The following is a 22,775-nucleotide window of genomic DNA, read 5'->3' on the forward strand; positions in this document are numbered from 1 at the left end:
TCGTCGGCGATGAATGCCGGATCGCCCTGACGGCGATCCGGCCTTCCCGCCCTGCCCCGTGTCGGCGGGCGAAGACTGGTGGTCACAGGCTGACTCTTCCGGCACGGTGACCTGACGGGTTTCTGGACAGGGCAGATTCGTGACGCCGCCAAGTACGGGGGCCTGCCCTCGTTGTCAGTGGCGGCACCTACCCTGCCTTCTCACGATGGCGTCTAACGGGCGGTCACGATGGCGCAGCGCCGCAATAGCACGGTCGTCCAGCAGCAGGGCTGTATGGGAAGGCTGCCTGATCCGCCCGCTTCTGGGATGAGGGGCCGCTTCCGCTTCTGGGAGGTAGGGGGGGAGCCGGCAAGGACGGCATGTCGCTCAAAAGGGGGAAATCGCGAGTTGCAGCAAAGGTGGGCCCTTCCGGGGGGAGACGGTGACTGGCCTTGCTGGCGACGGGGGCAGTGCCCTGACCTGAGGGGATTAGGCGTCGCCACAGGGCGTCCGACCTGCACGGGTGATGAGAGCGCTGGATTCTTCCCCTTATGGCCCATGTGCGCTACATCTATACAGGCGCTCCCGTTCGCTCGGCGAAGTCTGCACACCCTCAAGGGTTCAACTACGCGCCGAGAATGTGTTCAAATGGTGAAGGATTTGCAGTTATAACGCCTGGGGGGCGTTGGCTCTGAGAACGGCGGACTGCACAGCACGTGGGGGGCAGGGCCATGACGTACGGTCACGCGGATGGTTCGCGGATTGGTACTTTTGTGCGGGTGCCGGGGGGGCCGGGCATCGGCAAGATCGGAGCGGTGGAGGACGGCCGTGTCCGCGTCGACTACTTTGAGTCTCCGGTTACAACGGTGGCGCACTCGCAGTGGGTTGCTGACCGGCTCGCCCATCGGGTGCTTCTCGACGTCGAGGAGCGCATCTGGTGGAGGAGCCGCAACCGCAACGGGGCGTGGAACGCAGGACGGGTTGCTTACGCCAGTGAGCGTGAGTACATCGTGCGGTTCCCCAATGCAGACTACGATCTGCCGGTTTCCGTGGACGATCTCTACGTCCGCTGGGATCGGCCGGTGCAGGATCCCGTGGCCAGTCTCGCCGTGCGGGGAGGCAGTACCGCTCCCTTCCGGAAGGCACGCCTGCCGATGTTGCATAGCTTGGTGCGTCAGCGTGGCGCCTGCGCTGGCATGAGTGCGTTTGTGTCCTCTTCGGTGGAGATCTACCCCCATCAGATCGATGCCGCGTTGACGGTGCTCTCCGACCCCATCCAACGGTACCTGCTGGCCGATGAGGTCGGACTGGGCAAGACGATCGAAGCGGGTTATGTGATCCGGCAGGTGCTGCTGGACGATCCGACTGCGCGAGTTGTGGTGGTCGCGCCCGCGGCGCTTCGTCGGCAGTGGCTGAGCGAGCTTCAGGAGAAGTTCCACATCGGCGACTTCTCCAAGGAGCAGTTGGTCGTCACCTCCCACGAGACCCCGCACAAGTGGCAGACCTATGAGGGCTTTGCGCTGGTGGTGGTCGATGAAGCGCACGCTCTGGTGCAGTCGGGCCCGCAGCAGTCGCCCTACCGGGAGTTGTGTGCGCTGGCGCACTCTGCGCAGCGGTTGCTGCTGCTGTCGGCGACGCCGGTCACCTCGCATTACCTGACCAATCTGGGCCTGTTGCACCTGCTGGATCCGAAGCTGTACCGGTGGGACCAGCAGGCACAGTTCGAGAAGCGGTATGTGATGCGCGCGGCGCTGGCCGACTCCGTGCAGTCCCTTGATCCGGAGTTGAACTATGTGATCCGCGACAGCCTGGCCGACATCGCCGATCTCCTGCCCGCCTCCGACACCCGCTTTCACCAGCTCGCCAGCGATGTGCTGACGTTGCTCGATGATGAGGACGAACTGATCGATGAAGGCCTGCGCAGCGACTTCGCTTACCGGGTCGCACAGGTGCGTGCTCATCTCAGTGAGACCTACCGCATTCACCGGCGGGTGATCCGCCATCGTCGCGAGGCGGTGCTGCGGGAGAGCACCGAGCCGGAAGCGATGGGGTTGACGTACATGGTGCGGGGCCGGGCTCGGCCGACGCTCATGCCGGCTCCTTCCGGTACTGCAGACGCGGGGCCGGACTTGGTGCTGCGCTGGTGGAACCAGGTACGTGACCATCTGGACAACCAGCAAGCTACCGGCGAGAGCGCCACCTACGGCATGGTGCTGGCCGTTCTTGCTGCGCGAGCGACGGGCCTGCCTCAAGACGTCGTCGACGTGTTGCGATGGCGGGTGGATGCCGATGAGGCCGCTGCACAGCGGGCCGGCGTGAGCGCGCAGGAAAGGGCGCTGCTGGCCGCAGCCCCAGTGGTGGCTGCCGAGCGCGGCCTGCTCGACAGCGTTCAAGGAGAGATCTCTGCGCCTTCTCGGGAGGACATGCGCGCCCTGGTGGACGCCTTGTTGCCCCACTTGCGTGGGCTGAAGAAGTCGGTGATCTTCTGCGGACCGGGTCAGATGGCCGGCTATCTCACTGACCATCTGAGGCGCCGGTTCGGGCGGCTGACGGTGGCTGAGCACTCTCGGCTTCAGGGACCGGCGGGTGCGGCGGATGCGCTGACGGCGTGGTCGAACGCTGCAGGGCAGGCGGTGCTCATTGCGGACGACTCCGCCGAGGACGGACTGAACCTGCAGGTGGCCGACGGCGTGTTTCACCTGCGGCTGCCGTGGTCGGCCAATCAGTTGGAGCAGCGACTGGGGCGGGTGGACCGCTACCCCGGTGCGCAGGGTGCAGGTGGTGACGAGCCTGCCGCGCAGTTCCGTCTGGCCGATGAAAACGGCAGCGATGCCTCCTTCAGCGAGGCGTGGGCGGCGTTGCTGACCGAGGGCTATGAGGTCTTCGACGCCTCCACCTCGACGTTGCAGGATGCCATCGCGCGATCCCTTCAGGGGGTGTGGGAGCAGGCCTTTGCAACCGGACCGGAGGGGCTGCTGGCGCAGCGAGAGGAAGTACGTCGTCTTCTGCGGGAGGAACAGCAGGAGATCGCCAAGATGGACCTGTTGGAGTCCATTCACACCGCCGGGCAGGGGCTGCGCAGTGTTCCACAATCTCTGATCGATGTGGAGACGGACTGGAAGCAGATCCAGTCGGCGCTTGAGGGCTACACCGACAAGGACAGTGGGGGCATCCGCCTGCAGCACGTGACGCGCTCGGTCAACGGCGTACCGGCGATCCAGTTCAACGTGGGTTCGGCGCACCCCCTGCTGGCGCCGCGGCACTGGCGGCGGGTGCAGCAGCGGATCACTGATGATGTGCTGGCGGCGGGCGTGTTCAACCGTTCAGTGGCATTGCGGCACGCGGGCACGCGGCTTTTCAGGCTGGGCAATCCGTTGGTGGACCTGCTCAGTGAAGCGGTCCTCAATGACGATTTGGGGCAATCCGCAGCGTTTCGCCGCATCGACCGGCGCATGCCGCGTGGTGAGGAGCCTCAGCCCTACTACGGCTTTGACTTCCTCATCGAAGCCGATGTCGCAGCCGCTTTGTCTTGTGTGGAGGACAGTTCGGATGCGGCGCGGGCCCTGCGCCGGCAAGCCGACCGCATCCTTGCTCCGTTCGTACGCCGGATGTGGGTGGAAGGGGGCACCAACCGGGCTGTCACCGACCCGGCGCAGGTGGCATGGCTGAACGCACCGTACGACAAGCTCAACGGTGACCGTAACTACAACAGCGCACGCGCTGATGAGTACTTCGCTTTGTTCGGCGGGCAGGAGGCCGCCGGCACCTTTGCCCGCGAGGCCTCACAGGCCGCTCTCGGTTTCCTGCACCAACACACGAATCTGACGGCCACCTGCGAGGAAGCCCAGCAGCAGGCATTGGAGGTGGCCGCCGTCCTCAACGCCCAGTGCGGTGCCCGGCGCGCCGCAGGCCATCTGGTGACCGACACCGAGGGCCTGGTGACCGATGCCGCCATCTTGCAGGCGTTGGCCAAGGGGTTGTCCCGTCCGGTGATCCGTATCGTCGCCGCCGTGTGCGTCGTGCGTAGGGGCTTGGAGTACGTGCAGGCGTGAGCATGGATGAATGGGGGCAGGCGCGTCGCCTGTTCGCCGCGTGGCCGGCAGCGGGCATGGATGCGCCCTCGGTTGGGACGGTGCGCCGGTTGAGCGATGCGCTGGCCGGACTAGGTAGTGATGCCAGCGGATGGCGCGACGTCGTCACCTTGACGCATCAGATCCTGTTGCGTGCCGATGCTTTGGGTAACCCTGCTCGCCTCCCGGTTCCCCTGCGTGAGGGGTTGCCGACGCTCGAGCAGTGGCGGGCGGGCGGCGTGGACGTGCTCTTCGACGGTGAACGCGTCTTGCTAGGCGGCGTGCCGTGGGCGCCTGCGGAGGACTCTGCCGCAGCGTGCGAAGCGGGTCTGGATCAGGTCCGCCAGGCGGTCTTGGGGGCTGACTCCTCGATGCGGCGAGCGTTGGATCACACACCTGCTGACCCGTTTTGGGCGCATGTGTGGGACTACCGCCACTACTTGTCCCGGGGCCAGCAGCAGGCAGCGCGCTCGCTGGCGATGATGCCGGCGGGGGAAACGGCGATCGTCTGCCTGCCCACCGGGCATGGCAAGACCCCGGTGGCGCTCGCGGCATGCTTGCTGGCCGGCGCCCATGGCGGCGTGTCGGTGCTGGTGGTTCCCACGGTGGTGTTGGCCATCGACATGGAACGCCGCATCCGCAGCCTGCTCAGTCGCATCCACCCCGACGCCGCCCGGCGCAGGTATGCCTATGTCGGCTCTTTGGATACCGCCGCCAAGCAGCAGATCCGTGACGACATCGTCTCCGGACGCCAAGGGGTGGTGGTGGCCTCCCCCGAGGCGGTGACCATGGGGCTGCAGGCGGCCTTGTTGGAGGCTGCCAACGCCAAGCACTTGCACTACCTCATCCTGGACGAGGCGCATCTCGTCGAGCAGTGGGGCAACGACTTCCGCACGGCCTTTCAGTCGCTGGCCGCACAGCGGCGCAACTGGATCAGCGCAGCCGGTCAGCAGTGGGCGCCGCGCACCGTTGCCATGAGTGCCACGCTCACGCAGCAGCAGGTCAGCACCTTGGAGAACCTTTTCGCCCGCCCGAGGCAGGCGAAAATGGTGTGGGCATCGGAGTTGCGGCAAGAGCCGGCCTACTTCATCGACTCCTTCTCCGACGAGGAAAAACGTACTGAGGCCGTACTGGAGGCCGTCACCCGCCTGCCCAAGCCGATGGCGCTGTATGTGGCGCGGCGTGAGGACGCCAAACTGTGGCTGCACAGGCTGCGGCAGGCCGGCCTGCACCGGGTGGGTACCGTGCATGGTGATTCCACCGAGGAGGAGCGGCGTGCGGCACTGTCTGGTTGGGCGGGCCGCCAAGACGACTCCCCCGTTCCGACGCGGTTCGACGTCATCGTGGGCACCTCCGCCTTCGGCCTGGGGGTCGACCTGGGTGATGTGCGCACGGTGATCCACGCCTGCCTGCCCGAGACGGTGGACCGCTACTACCAGGAAGTCGGACGCGGCGGGCGGGATGGCAGCCCGTCCCTGGCCTACCTCGCCACCATTCCCTCAGATCGCGCGATCGCGCACACCCTCAACCGCCAGAACCTCATCACCGCTCCTACCGCGTGGGAGCGCTGGTGGGAAGGCATGTTCTTGCAGCACACCAGGAGCGAGGGCACCTTCTACCGGCTGAACCTTGCGCACCGACCGACGCGCCTGGCCGAGGGATTCAAACGCCACCGCGGATGGAACGAGCAGATCCTCAACTTCATGGTGCGCGCCGGCCTGATCGAGATCCGGCCTCCCGAGCCGCCGCAGCGTGGGCAAGGGGAGGACGAGGGGGCGTGGCAGCGAAGGCTGACCGCGTTCTACGACCAGGCACCCGACCTCGTGGATGTCGACCTCAAGGACGGGCAGACTAACGATCCCGCCTATTTCGCCGCCGCTATCGACCGAGTGCGACGCGACATCAGAGCAGCTCAAGACAGCGCCCTCCAGCGGATGGAGCGACTGCTGCTGCGTCGACGCTGCCTGGCCGATGACCTGGCGCAGTACTACACCGTGGATGGCTACTTCACCATGCCGGCCTGTCGCGGGTGTCCTTCGTGTCGGCGTCAGGGTCTGCCGCCCGGCGGCCCAGGAACGCTGTATCGCACTCCCCTTTCCCCCGACCCGGACATCGCCGAATGGCCACGCAGCAGGGCTCCGCTGCACCGACTGCACCCCTACAGTGCGAGCCTGTGCCTGTATTGGCGCAGCGGCAACGAGCGCGGCACAGAGTTGATGCCCTTGCTGGTGCGCCTGGCGCGGTTGGGAGTCTCCTACTTCGGCGGTCCCGGTCTTGATGCCGAGCAGGCACGTCAGATCCAAGAGCAGGCCGGTTCGGCCGCGGTGGTCTTTGATGAGGACGGCAGCCTGGTGCACGAGGTCCAAGGCCTGGTGGTGTGGGTGGAGAAGGAGAACGCCACCGTTGTGGACGCCGACGCCTGGACGCGTCTGTCCGACGGCGAGCCGATCTACCTGCTGCATCCCGAGAAGGCAGAAGACCCAGAACGCCCCGGTCGTCTCCTTCTCGACACCCATGCGACCACGGTCTCCCTCGAGCATGCGAGAAAAGAGCTCTAACGATGCAGTTGCTGAACACCCCCACTCCGCAGCCGGGAGTCATGTGGACTGCGGTACGTTTCCTCGCGTCAGAGGGAAAGCCGGTGTCCAAGAAGACGATCACCATGTACTTGGAGCCGGGCGAGGAGGCGAAGAACGCCGGCCCGGTACATCACGCCCTGAACACGTTGAAGGGTCTAGGACTGGCTGTTGTATCCGAAGACGACGCCTGGTCCCTTGCTGGTGGGCTGGAGAAGATCGCCGTTGACGACTTTGCCGGCTTCCAGAAGGTGGCGCGTGCGGCCATTTTGGGGGTCGACGGGGAGGTGCCGGATCCGCCCGAGGACATCCGGCGTGCTCTTGCCTGGATCCTGTCAAGGGACCCCTTCAAAGAAGCCTTCAACTGGGCGATCGTCGACCAGGTCCACAATCGCACCGCACCGGACGGCCAACTCGTATTGACCAATGACACACGTTGGCCCGCATTCGCTGCTTGGGGAACTGCCCTAGGGCTGATCGCGCCAGCGCCTCACGCCGCCAATCGGCACGTGCCGGACTGCACAGGTGCAGTCCATCAGGTGCTCACCGATGGACTCGAGCGTGGCCGCGCCACTGATTCCATGAGCGTCGTCCAGTTGCTGCGCCACCAACTGCCTGTGGTGGCTGGTGGGGTCCTCGCCACGTCGCTGGGCTATGTCGTTGATGCTCCCAAGGTTGCTGGTGCGGCCTTGTCCTTTGCGTTGTTGCGGGGCGAGCACGAGGGGTGGCTGCTGCTGGGGCAGGACTCGGACGCCTCCGTGGTCATCAATCTGCACGACCCGGAGCGTTCCTCTCCCCGTATTTGTTCTTCCATCACCCTGCTGGAGGGCGACGATGCCTGAACTGCGCGACTACGTCTGCTGGGACGTCGAGCGGGTTGTCTCAACCATCCAGACCGAAGCGGTGGTGGCCTCCCCTGCAGTCTTTTTGGCGACACACACCCCCCTGCAGATTCAGCGTGCTGAGATCGAGGGCAGGCAGTTCACCAACACCGGCCAACTAGTCAGCGAAAAGGACGTCCTGAAGGACTTCCTCGGACGCAAGACCGCCACCGGCACGGTGCTCATGCCGATCGTCGGCGAGTCCGGATCGGGAAAGTCGCACCTGGTGCGCTGGGTGCGGGAGAACCTGCTGCCCTCGGACAAGCGCAAGGTGATCTACCTTGAGAAGTCCAAGACCAGCCTGCGGCACGTGATCGAGTCGCTGCTGGAGGGGGTCGACGATGAGGAGATCACTCAGATCCGCTCGGATGTCAGAGGCTCCACCAGCGGCACGAATGCCTCTGCGTTGGCCCTGCGGCTCATCAATGAGTTGATGATCGCGCTTGCGGGGACTGTGGCTGGTGAACTGCGCGGTAAGCAGCGGCAACTCGCGGGTCTGAAGGGCCTGGCGTTGATCTTGCAGGACCCGGTGTTGCAAGATCAGATGTTGGAGGAGGGAAAGTTCATCCCGCGCTTTGCCGAGCACATGCTCAGCGATCGCGGTTCGGATGCAGAGCGTCCTCCCCTTTTCACCGTCGATGACCTGCCGCTCAGTGTCGCCTCCGTGATGGACGGAGTGGCCGCGCCCACACGGGTCATGCTGCGGTTGCTGTTGTCGAAGCCGCAGATGCGCGACGCTGCGGTGGACATGCTCAACGAGTACTGGGAGAAGTCCGTCCAGGCCACCTCCTCGCTGGGCGGCGGACGCGTCCTCGATGCGATGAAGAAGGTGCGGGAGATCTACGCCCGGCAGGGCAAAGAGATTGTCTTGCTGGTCGAGGACTTCGCCCTCATTCAGGGTGTGCAGCGTGATCTGCTGGATGCGATCACCGAGACGTCGCAGCGCGAGGGCCGCACCGCTCTTGCTCCCATGCGCACGCTCATGGCCATTACCAGCGGTTACTTCCACGATCTGCCGGAAACGGCTCTCACCCGCATTGAGGCCTCCACCGGTGGTCACGTCTACAACCTGGATCTTGTCCTGGAGGAGGACAGTCCCGAAGCCGTCGCCTCCTTCGCCGGCCGCTACCTCAACGCTGCCCGGGTGGGTCGCAAGGAATTGGAGCACGCCGGAGAGTCGGTGCCCAACCAGTGCGAAAAATGCCCCTTCCAAGCCCCCTGCCATGACACCTTCGGCAAGTCGGCCGAAGGGTATGGCCTGTACCCGTTCAACCGCTTCGCACTCAACCGGACCGTCCACTCGGTCGCTCCGGCGGCACAACCGAAAGCGTTCGTGCCACGGACCGTTCTCAGTCGGGCCTTGATCCCTGTCCTGACCGAGGGCTTCGAGAGCATCCAAGAGGGCTCGTTCCCCGACGAACAGTTCCGCGGTCGCTTCAAGAGCAACCGCGAGGCAGGAGACCTGCCTCTGGCCAGTCGGGTGCGGGAACAGATCGAGGACCTCGACCAGACTGATGGCGCACGCCGTGAAAAACTACTGGAATTCTGGGCAAACAGCCCCGCCGAACTGGTCAACCTCGAACGCGGTATCGCCACCGCCTTCTCCCTGCCTGACCTCCCCCTCGACACTGATCGTCCCAGCGCGCTCCCCCAGACGCCCAAGGCAACGGTGAAGTCCCCTGTAGTCGCCCCGCCCGATGAGGGGCAATCCCTCCTGCCGCCGAGTCTGCAAAAGCGTCTGGACCTGGTGGAGAACTGGAGCACCGGGGACACCGGCCTGCCGACAGCGGAAGCCTCCACCGTGCGTTCGATGGTTTCACGAGCTGCTTTCTACCGACAGGATTGGCTCAACCCTCCGGTGAAGCCACTGTCTTCCAGCCAAGTTGACAAGGCAGGCTGGACCAACAAGGCGAGCACTGTCTCCATCGAGCAGGCATCGGCTGAGGCTCTGGCCCGGGGTGATTCGCCTGTCATTTTCAAGCGGAAGCCCGCCAACGCGGAATTCTTCAAGAGCCTGATCCTGCTGAGCACTGAATCCACCGTCGGGGTGAGGCCTCAGGACGTCGTGCGCTTGTCCAGCATGGCTGACCGCTACGCCCGCATCCTGCGTGAACGTGTCACCGAGCAGTCACAAGTCGCCGACGATGATCTGGTGGCGGGGATGCGTGTGTCGTTGATGGGTGCAGCGCTCGCCGGCCAAGCTCACCCGGGCATGCCGCTGGAGAAATTGCATGCCGCCGCCTTCGATTCCGGCCAATCCTGGAAGCGCCCGGATGCGTCCTCCCGGACAGACATGTGGCAACGGAGCCTGATCAGCCATCTGGCCAAACGTGGGCCGTTGGTGGACACGCTGCGCGGAGCGCTCGGTGTGGGACAAGGAACGGGCGCAGTACAGGTCGTCGACGCTGCCCGAGCACTGCCACTGCTGCGCCGTGCCCTCACGATGTGGGAATTGGGCGAGACGGAGTTGCCCAAGTGGGCCCAAGATGCTGCACAGTCGTTGGCGGGGTGGCGGGTCCTGGTGCCGTCCCAGCACGCGCACCTGACCTCCTTGCTCCAGGGGATCCGGGAGCGCTTCCCGCGAGGAGAGCGCTCAGCCGATCTGCTCGGCCAGTTGGGTGCTTCACTGCGGGTGGCGGTGGAGTTGGGTCTGGAAGGTGGCGGTCAGGTACCGGTGATCCGCCAACTGATGGAGGAGATCCAGGACGCCGACTGGGCGAGTGTGACGGTGTTGGAAAAAGATCTGGCCAAGTTCACCCCCGGCCTGGAGAAGGCTGATGTGTTGGCCGCCATGCTGCAGGGCGTCGTCCCGCTTAGGGATGCGCATTTGGCCGGCATGCATCGCCTGTTGCAGGAGGCTGATGCCTTCCTCAGCGATGCGCTGCGATCCGCCCAAGAGCGCGGGCAGACAGCCGCCAGCACGGCCAGCCAGCAGATGGAAGCGTTGATGGACGCCTGGGAGCAGATCGCTCAGGTCGCACCGGCGGCGTCGGAGGGCGAGAAGTGACCACTTCGGTTCTGGACAAGGCACGCGAACTGCAAAATCAGGCGCGGCATATCGCCGAGGCGCAAAAGGATGCGGTGCAGCAGGAGCGGCTGGTGCGACGCATCGACGAGGTGCGTGGCGCGTTGGACAAGGCCACCGGGCAGGTGACGATTGCTGCACTGCTCAAGGAGCGCACCGGGCAGTCGGTGGACCTGACGCCCTTGGTGGGCGCCTACGAGCGGTTCGTGAACAAGTCTCGTGGCGGTCTTCCGGGCGATCGGGTGTTCACCGAGGCGCAAAAGGCGCTCGAGGCGTGCGCGAAGGAGTTCACCTCAGCGATCCGAGAGGCCTGGGCGCAGTGGGCTCGGGCGCAGGTGAGTGGTGTGTCCTCGGGACGTTTTGCGGCGCTGGCTCCGGCGGAACGGCGTGAGGCGGAGGCACTGCTGCGGGATCTGCGCGGGTATGCCGAGCGGCGAGTCGTCGACGGCACAGTGATCCGAGGCTTTTGCACCGCTTATGCAGACATGATGCGCCTATTGGCGCATGCGCCCAGTGACGTACCGGCGGAACTGGCGCAACTGGTCGAGCGCATCGATGCTGGCGGGATGACGCTGCGTGACCTGAGCGCGGATGACATTGCTTTGCTGCGTCAATACGATCAGGACGTTTGGATCTCTGTCACTCGGAAGGCGGACTGACGGTCGGTGGTTTCGCAGACGGTTCCCAGCCGCGCTCTGCTTGGACGTGCGCTGACGGTACTTGAAGACCTTGAGTTGCCGTTGCTGTCCTGGGGGGTGACGGAGGGGGCCTTGGCGCACGACGAAGTGGTAGGTGCGCTGTGGAAGCTGGCCGAGAACGACCCGGAGGCCGCTGAGATAGGGGGCGAGGGCCTGCTGGCGAGCCTGGAGCAGCGTCGGCTGCTGTTCCGCCTGCCCGGCGGTCCCGTCCGCTACCGCACCCGCGTGGCGGAAGGACTGCGTCTGGCGGCGACATTGCGGCAATCCTTTGCTCCTCGCAATCACCGGCCCGGCTCATCCCTTCCGGACCGGTGGTGGGAACAGGGCCGGCGTCTGGTCGCGGACTATCGCCTACACGTGGCCGAACGCCGTTACCCCAAGCGGAACATTGCCGCCGACGAGGCGATCGCTGAGATGGCCCAGGTGCCGGGCTGGACAGACCTGCATGCCGAGGTGGCACGAAGCCAGATCGGCACCTATGCACTGTCCCGGTTCCAAGTCGACGCCACCAAAGCGGTCCTGCACGGTCTGCAGGCCACCGACTCGCGCGGGATTGTGGTCAGCGCCGGCACCGGTAGCGGTAAGACGCTGGCCTTCTACCTGCCCGACTATGCGGCCCTGGCGCACGACCGGCGCCGCAACGCGGTGCACACCCTGGCGCTGTATCCACGGGTGGAGTTGCTGCGAGACCAGCTGCGCGACGCGGTGACGGGAAATCTTCGCCTGCTGCAGCAGGGCTTGAGCGCGCCGCGCATCGGTGTGCTGTATGCGAAAACCCCGTGGGAGGGAAAGAACCTCACCCAGCCTGATACCCATCGCGCGGGCACGGCGTGGCCGGTGTTGGGGGACGGGTTCGTCTGCCCCTACCTGGGATGCCCCTCCTGCGACGGCGGGCAGTTGATTTGGTCGCGTCGCGACATCGCCCAGCAGCGGGAAGTACTTCGGTGTGCGCAGTGTCAGCGCGAATTGCCCGAGAAGATGGTGGCGTTGACACGGCAGTCGCTGTGCAATGACGCTCCCAAGTTGCTGTTCACCACCACCGAAATGCTCAATCGTGCCAGCGCCGGATCGATGTTGGGGCGGGTGCTGGGCTGGGTGCCGGGGGCGGGGCCGCGGGTGGTACTGCTGGATGAGGTGCACACGCACTCCGGGGCGACCGGAGCGCAGACTGCCCTGCTGCTGCGGCGGTGGCGTCATGCCCGACGTGCCCCGGTGACGTTCGTGGGGCTGAGTGCCACGCTGCGCCACGCCGATCAGTTCATGGCGCAGTTGACCGGCCTGGAATCCGACAAGGTCACCTTGATCGAACCGCACCCGACCGACTTGGAGAGCGAGGGCCGCGAGTACGCGCTGGCGCTGCGGGGCGATCCTGTCTCGGGTGTGAGCTTGTTGTCGGTGGCGATCCAGACCGCCATGCTGCAGGGCCGACTGCTTGATTCCCCCACCACCCCATTGCGGCAGTCCCTTCATGGCAGCCGCGGCTTTTTGTTCACCGACGACCTGGACGTCACCAACCGGCTCTACGACGACTTGCGGGACGCCGAAGGCGGCCAGAACGGCCGACAAGGACGACGCAAGCGCGACAAGCCGGTACTCGCGGCACTGCGCAGTCCGGATCTGCCCGCCCAGGACGAACGGTATGCGGCCGGCCAATCGTGGAATCTCCCCGAACAGATCGGGCACCACCTCAGCGCGGATCTGTCCCAGCGGCCTTTGCTGATCGGGCGGACCTCGTCGCAGGACGCCGGCGTGGACGCAGAGGCCCACCTGGTGGTGGCGACCGCGTCACTGGAGGTGGGCTTCAACGATCCTCGTGTCGGAATGGTGCTGCAGCACAAAGCTCCCCATGACGCTGCGTCCTTCCTCCAACGGCGTGGCCGTGCCGGACGTGAACGCGGCACGCGACCATTGACGGTTGTCACGCTGTCCGACTTCGGCCGGGACCGATTGGCCTATCAAGGCTATGACGCCCTCTTCTCCCCCGAGGTGGCCGCACGGACTTTGCCGTTGACAAATCGGCACATCATCAAGATTCAAGGCGCGCAGGCACTGGTGGACTGGCTGGGTATCCGGCTACGTCAGCAGGGCCTCGCGGTGGATGCACGCTCCATTTTGACCGGCACCGCCGATCCGGCGCCGAGCGAGAAGCACGCACGAGCGCGGCACTACATAGTTAGTGTTGTTGCTTCTTTGTCGGACGGCGACGATGCGTTGCTGGCCGAACTTACGATGCATCTGCAGCGAGCCTTGGCGCTGGATGACGACGGTGTGCTGGCACTGCTGTGGGAGCAGCCACGGTCGCTGATGCTGGCGGTCGCTCCGACGATTGTGCGGCGCCTTCTGGTGGGCGGCAATGGTGCGCACAACGATGCCGGAGCGGCCCCTGCGGCGTTCTTGCCGGAGTTCATCACCCGCTCGCTGTTTGATCCGCTGAACCTTCCGGAGGTGGAATTCGACCTCCCCTTCCCCACCGACAACGAAGAACGACTGCCGGTGGGGCGGGCGCTGGCGGAAGCAGTTCCCGGTCGGGTTAGCCGCCGCTTCGGCTACCAAAGCGACCGTCATCGCACCTGGCTGGAGGTGCCGGCGGGCGCCGAGGAGGTCACCCTCGATCTGGAGGGGATCGTCAAGTTCGGTTTTCCGCAGGGCCAGTGGAACAGCGGCCGAGTAGACCTCGGGGCGCTGGTGGTCATGCGCCCGCACACGATGAGCCTGGCCGCACCGCCCGACGATGTGGCCAGCTACTCGCAGGGCCGTCCGCTGTGGGCAAGTGAATTCGTGCACAACTGGTCGAGCGGGCCGACCGAGGCCACCGTGCCTGATCTGGCATCCTGGCAGGGCCGCATCGCGCAGGTAGGCTTCGCCACGCACGCGGCGGGCAACCCCATCGAAGTGCGCCGCATGACCTACGGTGCCGAGTGCGACATCGCACGAGGCACGCCGGCCCAGCGTGAGCGAGTGTCGGTCCGCTACGCGCTGGACGGTGAGGCTGCCGCTATGGGGTTTGCGTCATCCGTTGATGCGCTCCAGGTCCGGGTTGCCGCTCTGGATGTCACGGCGCCGCGCGTCGTGGAGCATCTGTGCTCCCCGAAGTGGCGTACTAAAGCGTTCACCCGGATCGTCGCTGAGGATCCGCGGATCAGTGCACACGCCAATGTGTTTCAGCGGGGCTGGTTGGCGCTGGTCTACCTGGCCGCATTCGCTCTTCGGGGACTGCACAAGGAAACGCCGCAGACGATCCATGCCGCTTTGGCAGGCGGAGCGTGGCGCGATCAGGTCCCGCAGATCATTCGGATGTTGTACCGGCAGGACCCAACTGGCAGTGGCGCCCAAGCAGCAGGGAGCGCTACCGACCGGGTGACAGCGGATCTGGAAAGCCTCAGCCAGCAGCCGGATGTGGCGCAGGCCATGGATGAGGCGGGTGCGCTGCTGTTCTCCGCCGAAATCGCCTCCGTCACCGCTGATCTGGCCCGCCGCGCCTACCGCGACACGTTGGCTGCGGCGATCCTGGAGGCGGTGCTGCGTACCTGCCCTGATTCCCAGGACGGCGACGTGACCATCGACGTGGTGGCCGGCAGCAACGACGTCGACACGATCTGGATCAGTGAAACGTCCGAGGGTGGGCTGGGGATCGTTGAGTCGCTGGCCTACCGTTACGGCGAAGACCCGGCCCGGTTTTGGGCGCTGGTGGCAGCAGCGCTGCGGCCCAACGCCTATGAGTACACCGACCGGCGGCTAACGGATCTGCTGCGGCATGTCGTGGCTGAGGAGCCGGGCGGGGATTTGGCACAGGCGATGACACAGGCACGCGCTGCTCAGTCCGCTGGCCAAGCAGGGAAGGCACTGGAGCAGGTCCGCAGGGCATGGGCGGTGTTGGATGGCACCCCCCGGCATGCTGATGTGGCGGCACTGGCGACGCGCCTGCTGCGCCCAGGCTCGGACCGGATGACAGATGCCGCGGCCTGGGCGCTGATCCAAGCCTGGGATGGTCTGGAGGAAGCGCTCGGTATCGAGGTCGATGCCCGAGTGGTGGCGTATACGGCGGGAGCCGGTGAATTGCCCCTGCCGCGGCCTTTGACGTCGGACCAGGCGTTCAGCATGCTGTGGCCGCGCGGTGATCAAGCCCGCAACCACCACTTGGAGTCGTACCAGCCCTACCGGGACGGTGAACAGCCAGCTGTGCTGGACAGGTTGCTGGTAGCTGCAGTGCACGCGCAGGAAGTCCCGCGGATCAAGGTCACCTCCCAGGACTGGGTGGCGCAGTACCAGAAGATGCTCGCGCAGGCCAGGGAAGTGGAGTTGGCGCTGCCGCTCAATCAGCCGGAGGTGCTGCGGGCGGTGATGCTGCAGGTTCCGCTCGTTGAGGTGGACCGCGGTGTGATGCGCCTGTACGGCGAAGTTACTCAAGTAAGCCGCGATCACCAGTATGTCCTGGTGCGGGCTGTCATCAAGGAGTCGGAGCAGTGAGCATGCCGGGACGGACACTTCGTACCAATGCACGCAGTGCATTGCGTGCGGACTCGCTGATCCGTACCGCACTGCTGGCGCAACTGGCTGTCGGCACCGGTGAGGTATGGCTGGTGTCGGCGTGGATCAGCGACGTGGAGTTGGTGGACAACTCCGACGGCGCCTTCGACTATCTCCTTGGCGAGGACCCGCCCGAGCGGTGTCGGCTGTCGGATCTGCTGTTGCTGCTGGCGCGAACTGGCAGCAGCGTACGGGTGGTGACTCGGCCGGCCGCGGCCAACGAAGCGTTCGTGCACCGCTTGCGGTCCGGGGCGGATAACGTCTGCGACCTGCGTGTGATCGAAGACGACATTGTGCACGAAAAGTGCCTGGTGGGTCCGGGATGGATATTTCAGGGCTCAATGAACTTCACCCGCAACGGCCTGGCCCGCAACAAGGAGCAGATCACCTACGCCGTGGACGAGCGCAGCGCCGCTCAGGCTCTGGTGGAGTTTCAGCACGAATGGGGGCAGGCCGGATGAGCCTCGAGGATAGCCAGAGGGACCACGCCGCACTGCTTGCGGCGTTCGTCAACCTGTTTCTCGACCCGCTGCACAATGACGCGGGAAAGCATCCTGAATGGTGCGCTTCCTTCCGCGAGGGTGCCCTCCGGGGCCGGCGAGTTCCTTTGGTGTTGCCGCGCCTGTGGGAGGCGACGGGTGAGTCCGCCTACTACGTCATAGCCCGGCGGCCGCACGAGGCGGGCGTAGTGCGCGATCTGCTGCTCGCGTTCGCCGGCCCGTCGTTGGTGAAGGTCGGCTATGACATACCGGTCAAGCTGGATGACGGTGATGTGCTCGAGGCGGCCATTGCCGCCCGCTATGGGCCCTCTAGTACCTTCAAGCTGCGTGCTCCGGTCGATAAACGCAAGGCGTTGCATGGGGCGCTGATACGGATGCTGGCCTTGGTGGAGAACAGTCCGCAGCGGGCATGGTCAGCGCCCAAGCCGTTGGGGCGGCTTCTGACGGACTTCGAGTCCGCGCTGGTGGGCGGTGCTCCTCAGGTGGCGGCGGAACTGCTGGACCAGATTGCCCGCCAGGGCGGTCTGTCGGTGACCAATCTCAAGCACCTGCAGATCAAGCGGCTGGCGGTGATGGGGCAGGCGTCAGAACTCCTCGCTGTGCCGGGGTTGCGTGAGGTGCTACTGCAGGATCCTCCACGCGCGGTCAAGGAGATAGTGCTCAGCGCGCTGCATGCCACCTGCATCGAGCCGGCGCTGACCGGGCAAGGTGTGGAGAAAGCCTGCGCGGCGCTGGCGCAGTCACCAGTGCCGATCGCACTACTGGCCGATGCGGAGCCAGTGCACTTCGGTGATTCCGCCGCAGTCACTTTGCTCCTAGGCCTGCTGGCGCAAGGTCAGGAAGTCGAGTTGGCCGGCGCTATTGCGGCCTTGGATGCGGTGCAACGCTCCTCGGCGGTGCCGCCAGGTTTGGACCGCTATCGTGCCCTGGCTCCACAGGCGGCATGCATCGAAGCCGAGCCTACCGCTGACGTCAGCGTGTCAGCCGATGAAGCGCCGTCGGATTCTGACGCTGACGATCTGGCATGGCAGCCCGCCTCGTGGGAAGAGTTGCTCGCTGCCGCGGCCGAGGGAGATAAGGCCGCTTTGCGTATCTGCCGGGACATGGAGTCCGACGGCAGCAGCGAGTTGCCCCTGGCAGCGGATAGTGCCGCGGACGCCGCACTGGCCGCTTTGCTGTCCGGGCTAAGCGATGCAAGCTATGAGAACGTGTGGCGGTATGCACTGTCACCGTTCTTGCAGGAGGTCTCCCGAAGCGGACTGTCCCTGCCGCTGACACTGGCGCAGATCACCGCCAGCAGTATCGGGCAACGACGCGATCCAGCGAATCTGGCCGTGCTGGATCTGCTGCTGGAGCTGTTCTTGCGAACCTCCCCCGCGGCGGAGGACTACGACGAGTTCCTCGAACATCTGACCATGCGGGTGCAGGAGTGGGTGGCCTCGGAGACCGCCAGCCAAGCCTTGGACTTCGTCGACCGGTTGGCAGCATTCGCCACCCCCGATCAGCAGGTGCGGGCCCAGGCCGCACTGCAGTTGCTCAGCCCGCTGAATCGACACGCCCAGCGCCTCGATGAGGCCTGCCTAGCCTCAGCACGTTCCCTGTCCAGCGAATTGGAGTTGGACCTTGACTGGCCGGCCTGGCATCAGCCAGGCGGCAGCGAGGACAGCATCACCATCCTGCCGGCGCAGGTTTTGATCTACGGCATGGACGCCGGGGTGCTGGATCGAGTCCACGCCTGGATGGCAGAGCACCATCCGCAGGTGAAGGTTTCGTTGTCCGCGGACAAGGTCGGCTCCAGTCGGCTACGGGAAGTGGCACGGCACGCCGACTTCAGCGTGCTGATCACCCAGTGCGCCACCCACGCCGCCACCAACTTCATCAGCCAGCACGCCCAAGCGGTGGTGTACCCGAAGGGCGCGGGGTCGGTATCGGTGGTGCGTGCCATCGTCGATGAACTGCAGCGTCACTCTCGTTCCGTGCAGTTGGCGGCTGCAGGCGGACGCCGGCGCACCAAGTAAGCCCCTGCCAGATCGCGTTGTTCACCGTGTCCCATCGCGCTCAATGGGACACGGTGAACCGGGTCAGCCTCGTACGGCGCGCACCAGCAGGTCGGTAAGCAGGCGGATGTCGTTGGGGGTGTTTTGCAGGCCGTTCCAGCGGCGCTGTTCGCCGTCGGGGAAGCGCCACATGCCGGAGGTCCAGGCGGTGACCGGCATCAGGCCCATGATGGCGTTGCGGACGTGGTCGCAGTCGACGTCTTCGGCCGGCATGTCGTCGGTGAGGCTGTCCATGACGAAGCCCATAGCCTGGATGCCGGCGCCGTGGGTGAGGCGGGACTGGCGGGGCGGGAGTTTCCAGGCGTCGCTGAAGGTTTCTTGCACGATGGTCCAGAAGGAGCGCAGGTGCAGGAGCATGCGGTCGACGTCGCCGGAGCCGTCTTCGGGGTTGCGGTACTGGTAGAGGGCGCCTTCGAAGAGGCTGTGCTCCAGCATGCGCAGAAGGGCGGTGTCTTTGATGTTGCCGTGCGGTGAGGTCGGGCTGGCGACGCGGCCGTAGAAGGGGCCCTGGCCGTCGGTGTTGAGGCGGGTCATCAACTGGGCGGGCAGGCGCTTGCGGGCGTAGGAGGGGGGCAGGTGTCCGCTGGTTTCGGGCAGCAGTTCGTGGATGAGGCCCTTGGGCAGCGGCTTGGTGTTGTTGACCAGGATGAACTGGGAGCGCTGGTCTTCTTGGGTATCGGCGATGAAGCCGACTGCTGCGACGGGGAATTCGGCCAGGTCGGCGTCGCGGATGGCGGCGCTGCGCTGCTGGCCGTCGACGATCAGGGCCGGTTTGTCCTCGTCGGGGAGGGACTCATCGACGGGGATGACCAACTCGCCGGGGATGGAGTAGTCGATGCCGTTACTGCGGCGTGCTGTGGTGTCGAAGCGGACGGAGTCGTCGAAGGCCAGCACCAGGGCGTTGGGGAGCATGGCGTTGTCGGACTCGAGGTAGCGTTGGATGCCGCGGATGTGTTTGAGGACCTCGGGCCTCTGGTAGCCCTGGAGGGTGCTGCTGTCGTCCCGGCGTACGCGGGAGACGGCGGCGAAGCTGTGGAGTTTCTTCCCGTCGATGGCGAAGCAGTAAATCCTTCGGTTGCCCTGGCGCACTTCGAGCGCCGGAAGCCTTAGTTCGTATCGGTCGGCCATCGCATCTCCTGGAATGAATTAAAAAAGCGAAAAGGTTTAAGCTTTACGTGAAGCTGAGGGAGCGCATTTTCGCCTCGAGCACGGTGAGATTATGGAAACCGCGACGTTTGTTGCGTTCCGATCCTCGGAATATCGCGATCTCGATTCCGTGCTTTTTGCACAGGGCGCAGGGGCAGGTGCGCCAGGGCGCATCACTCAGGGTGCGCTCATAGTGTCCGAGATAGCTTTTCTTTTTCGGTCCGAGGACGAGGGATTCGTAGGTTTCCAGAGCGCTGAGCACTTCCTCGCGGGGTGTCTCTTCGCGGTCGAATTCTCGTAGGGCGCGTAGGCATGCGCGCTCGGCGGTGATGGCCTGGGACTGGGAGATGCTGCCGGACAGGATGAGCCGTTTGAGGGCAGGGTTGCCGTCGACTTGGGGGACTCTGATGGCGGTGTAGGAGTCGGTGGCGGTGTGGTAGTTGTTGCGGTCGTCCATGAAGGCCTGGCGGAAGGCCGAGGTGCTGTCGAAGCTGGTCACGCCGTGGCTGGCGAACTGTTCCATGCTGTCGACCCGGTTGATGCCGAGCAGGTGCAGTTCGATGTCGGGGTGTCGGACGTCGTCGATGGCGCGTAGGCAGGCGAGGATTTCGTGTGACTTGAGCGGCACCATGCCGCCTAGGGCGATCCGTCGGTAGCCCATCTTCTGCAGTTGCTGGACGCTGTGCGCGTAGCTGTGCGGACCCCATCCCTGTGCTGCGCCGACGGGTTGAAATCGTGCGCCTGTTGTTTTGGTGGCGTTGATGAAGTCTTCGGCTAGTTCCAGGGAGATCTGCTGGCGGTTGATCCAGGCGGCTTCGGGTTCATCGTCGGATTCTTCCGGGATGTAGCCGAAGATGATGTGGTCGATGCTGATGCCCGCGTCGAACCCGCATCTGCCGTAGAAGTCGAGGACTTCGTCGACTTCGTAGGGTGGGCGTTCTTCGTCGATGTAGTTGAAGGCGCCGCAGTCGCCGATGGTGGAGCATGTGTCAGGGAGGCGGAAGAAGTTCCTCACGCCTAGGCGGTAGAAACGCTCGCGCTGCGGGGCGGAGTATTTTCCTGCACCCTTCATGGATCCGTCGACAACCGCCTTGCTGACGAGGATCCCGTCGTAGGGGATCGGCGTCACGGCCTGGTGGGCGTAGACGTCATCGCGCTGACGGACTCGGTAGGGCGAGTACTCGTCGTTGATGAAGTCGTAGGTGGGGCTCACCAGGTCTTGGCTGTCAGGGAAATAGAATTTCACGCCGCTTTGGCCTTTTCCTGCACATAGATTCGGAGGAGGTAGTTCGACAGAGTGCTGATGTGGCGGGGGTTGTTCTGTAGTTCGTTCCAGGGAGTGTTCAGGTCGGGCCAGCGGCCTTGGGTCCAGCGGCAGTGGGGTGCGATCAGCGCGATTTCGGCTTGGGCCTGTTTCACGGCGTGGGGGGAGGCGGGGTCGATGGCCATCATCACGCGGTCCATCAGGCGTCCCATGGAGCGGATGCCCACGCCGTGCATCAGCCGACTCTGGGTGGCGGGCAGGCCCCAGGCGTCGGGGAAGGTGTCGCGGACGGCGGTCCAGTAGATGACGAGGATCTGGCGGATGGTGGCCGTGTCGACGGTGCCGTTGGAGAGGTTTTTGTAGGGGAAGAACACGCCCGAGGTTGAATTGAGGGATTCCTGGATCGCTGTGGTGAGGCTGTTGTCGGTGACGACAGCGTCCGCTTTCTGCTCCGCGGTGGTGGAGGGGCGGCGTACCAGTCCGCGAAATGGCGAGTCCTTGTCCTGGTTGAGGGCTTCCACCAGGACCGAGGGGAGTTTGCGGGCGGACAGTTTGGTCGGCAGCAGGGTGCCGACCTCGGGGAGTAGTTCGGTGACCAGGTTCGTCGGCAGTGGGGAGACGGTGTTGACGCGCAGGAACTGGTCGCGCTGGGTTTCCAGGTCTTCGGCGACGAAGCCGGCAATGGTCACGGCCAGGCGGGTGTTGCTGGTGCGGGCCAGGGCGAGGCTGCGCTGCTGGCCGTCGACGATCCAGGCCGGCCGGGGGGCGTCGGGGGAATCGGGCAGCGGGATCTCCAGCGTGCCCGAGGTGCACAGGCCGTCGCTGCTGCCCGGGCCGGGGCTGGATTTGAACCGCACGCTGGAGGGCAGGGCGAGGATGAGTCCGTTGGGGAAGAGGACCTCGTCGCCGTTGAGGTATTCCAGGATCTGTTTGACGTGCTGCTTCTTCTCTGGGCGCTGGTAGCCGATCAATTTGCCCGCTTCGTCCCGAGAGATCCGTGCGACATCGGCGACTTGGTGCACCTCTTCCGCCGCCAGGGTGAAGACATACAGCGGGATCGTGGGGTGCTGCTCGATCCGCAGGGCGCGGCGCTTGAGCACAATGGAGGTCATCGCTGGCCGCCAATCGTTGAAGAATAGAGGGCGCCGAAGCGCTTTTGCTCGCAGGCCATCCCCTCATCTCGCAGCAGGCGCAAGAGGCGGGTGCGGGAGGAATCGGGGTAGAGGTCCTTCATCTTGCGGATGAAGTCGATCACCTGCTCGTCCGACATCGGTTGGCGGGCGTAGCGCTCGGGGCGGGCTGTCTGCGAGGCCCAGGACGTCCAACGCGCTTGTGCGGCAGGGCTGATGAGGTGTCCCGGTGCGCAGTGTTCGAGCCAGGAGGCGGCCATGCGGACGTTCAGGCTGGTGAGAGTGCCGCCAAGGGTGTGGCGGAGGGCGGCGTTGGCGGGTACGCGCACGATGCCGTCCAGGTCGCAGGCGCCTCCTATCAGCACGACCTCGCATCCTGTGGCCGCCAGCGCGGTCAGGTCGCGGTGCATGGCCTGGGCGTAGGTCTCGGAGAGCACCACCAGGACGCGTCCGGCGGCGGCCGCGAGGCGGGGTAGATCGCTGGTACCGTCCATGCGCTGCAGATGATCCCACCAGTGGGATGCCTGGGTACCGGAGGAAGCCACGGAATCTGCATGTCGCGGCACGAAAGTGGCCGCATAGAAGGGTGCGGCGCTGGAGACTGGGCGTAGCCCCAGTCCGGCCGAGGCGACATAGAGACGGGGTGCGAATCCTGCTCGGGAGGCAGCGGCTTGGAGGTCCTGGGCGCGGCGCCACTGGTCGCCCTGGTAGAGGCTTTCCAGCGCCACTTGCCGTCCCTGGGTGTCGCGTAGGCGGCGTGCCCATTCGGCAGCTCGCTCGGGCACGTCTCCGGTGGGCAGTTCGCGCGCTCGCAGGTCCGCCGTGGGGGGTGAGGTCTTCCGGTGCGTGCACGTGACCACGATGGGCAACTCGTTCACTGCGGATCGACCTCTGGCTTCCGTAACTCGTCTGTTGTTGTGGT

Annotated in this window: 12 protein-coding genes; 8 read left to right on the top strand and 4 right to left on the bottom strand. The window is 65.3% G+C overall.

Annotated elements, in window-relative coordinates; all coding sequences use genetic code 11:
- Positions 1-710 precede the first annotated feature (710 nt).
- The 8 genes from dpdE to dpdD all read left to right on the top strand — a co-directional run bounded on the left by dpdE (position 711) and on the right by dpdD (position 18,274).
- A complete protein-coding gene (gene dpdE, locus OIE49_RS00255; protein ID WP_326800518.1) occupies positions 711-4,031 on the top strand; it encodes a protein DpdE in 3,321 nt (1,106 codons plus the stop codon).
- A gap of 2 nt (positions 4,032-4,033) precedes the next feature.
- Positions 4,034-6,607: a protein DpdF gene (gene dpdF, locus OIE49_RS00260; RefSeq protein WP_326806092.1), complete on the top strand. Its 2,574-nt coding sequence runs from the start codon at positions 4,034-4,036 to the stop codon at positions 6,605-6,607.
- 2 nt (positions 6,608-6,609) lie between these two features.
- Complete coding sequence (dpdG, locus tag OIE49_RS00265) at positions 6,610-7,467, top strand: protein DpdG (protein ID WP_326800519.1); 858 nt, start codon at positions 6,610-6,612, stop codon at positions 7,465-7,467.
- A complete protein-coding gene (gene dpdH, locus OIE49_RS00270; protein ID WP_326800520.1) occupies positions 7,460-10,513 on the top strand; it encodes a protein DpdH in 3,054 nt (1,017 codons plus the stop codon). The genes dpdG and dpdH overlap by 8 nt, the downstream gene beginning before the upstream one ends.
- Entirely contained in the window at positions 10,510-11,190 is a 681-nt protein-coding gene (locus tag OIE49_RS00275) for a hypothetical protein (protein ID WP_326800521.1), read from the top strand. Before dpdH ends, OIE49_RS00275 begins: the two co-directional genes overlap by 4 nt.
- Before the next feature lie 111 nt (positions 11,191-11,301).
- Positions 11,302-15,696 (top strand): protein DpdJ, encoded by a 4,395-nt coding sequence (gene dpdJ / locus OIE49_RS00280; RefSeq protein ID WP_326800522.1) that lies wholly within the window; start codon positions 11,302-11,304, stop codon positions 15,694-15,696.
- Between the two features lie 2 nt (positions 15,697-15,698).
- Entirely contained in the window at positions 15,699-16,217 is a 519-nt protein-coding gene (gene dpdK / locus OIE49_RS00285) for a phospholipase D-like domain-containing protein DpdK (RefSeq protein WP_326806093.1), read from the top strand.
- Positions 16,214-18,274: a protein DpdD gene (dpdD, locus tag OIE49_RS00290; protein WP_326800523.1), complete on the top strand. Its 2,061-nt coding sequence runs from the start codon at positions 16,214-16,216 to the stop codon at positions 18,272-18,274. Before dpdK ends, dpdD begins: the two co-directional genes overlap by 4 nt.
- A gap of 63 nt (positions 18,275-18,337) precedes the next feature.
- Here the strand turns inward: dpdD and dbpB (OIE49_RS00295) are convergent, their stop codons facing one another.
- From dbpB (OIE49_RS00295) to OIE49_RS00310, 4 genes are read right to left on the bottom strand one after another with little or no spacing between them, the layout of a single operon-like run.
- Positions 18,338-19,441: a DGQHR domain-containing protein DpdB gene (gene dbpB / locus OIE49_RS00295; protein ID WP_326800524.1), complete on the bottom strand. Its 1,104-nt coding sequence runs from the start codon at positions 19,439-19,441 to the stop codon at positions 18,338-18,340.
- 43 nt (positions 19,442-19,484) lie between these two features.
- Complete coding sequence (gene dpdA, locus OIE49_RS00300; RefSeq protein ID WP_326800525.1) at positions 19,485-20,705, bottom strand: tRNA-guanine transglycosylase DpdA; 1,221 nt, start codon at positions 20,703-20,705, stop codon at positions 19,485-19,487.
- A complete protein-coding gene (gene dbpB / locus OIE49_RS00305; RefSeq protein ID WP_326800526.1) occupies positions 20,702-21,835 on the bottom strand; it encodes a DGQHR domain-containing protein DpdB in 1,134 nt (377 codons plus the stop codon). The genes dpdA and dbpB (OIE49_RS00305) overlap by 4 nt, the downstream gene beginning before the upstream one ends.
- Positions 21,832-22,731 (bottom strand): hypothetical protein, encoded by a 900-nt coding sequence (locus OIE49_RS00310; protein WP_326800527.1) that lies wholly within the window; start codon positions 22,729-22,731, stop codon positions 21,832-21,834. The genes dbpB (OIE49_RS00305) and OIE49_RS00310 overlap by 4 nt, the downstream gene beginning before the upstream one ends.
- Positions 22,732-22,775: the final 44 nt, after the last annotated feature.

The organism is Streptomyces sp. NBC_01788 (assembly GCF_035917575.1).
Classification (GTDB): domain Bacteria; phylum Actinomycetota; class Actinomycetes; order Streptomycetales; family Streptomycetaceae; genus Streptomyces.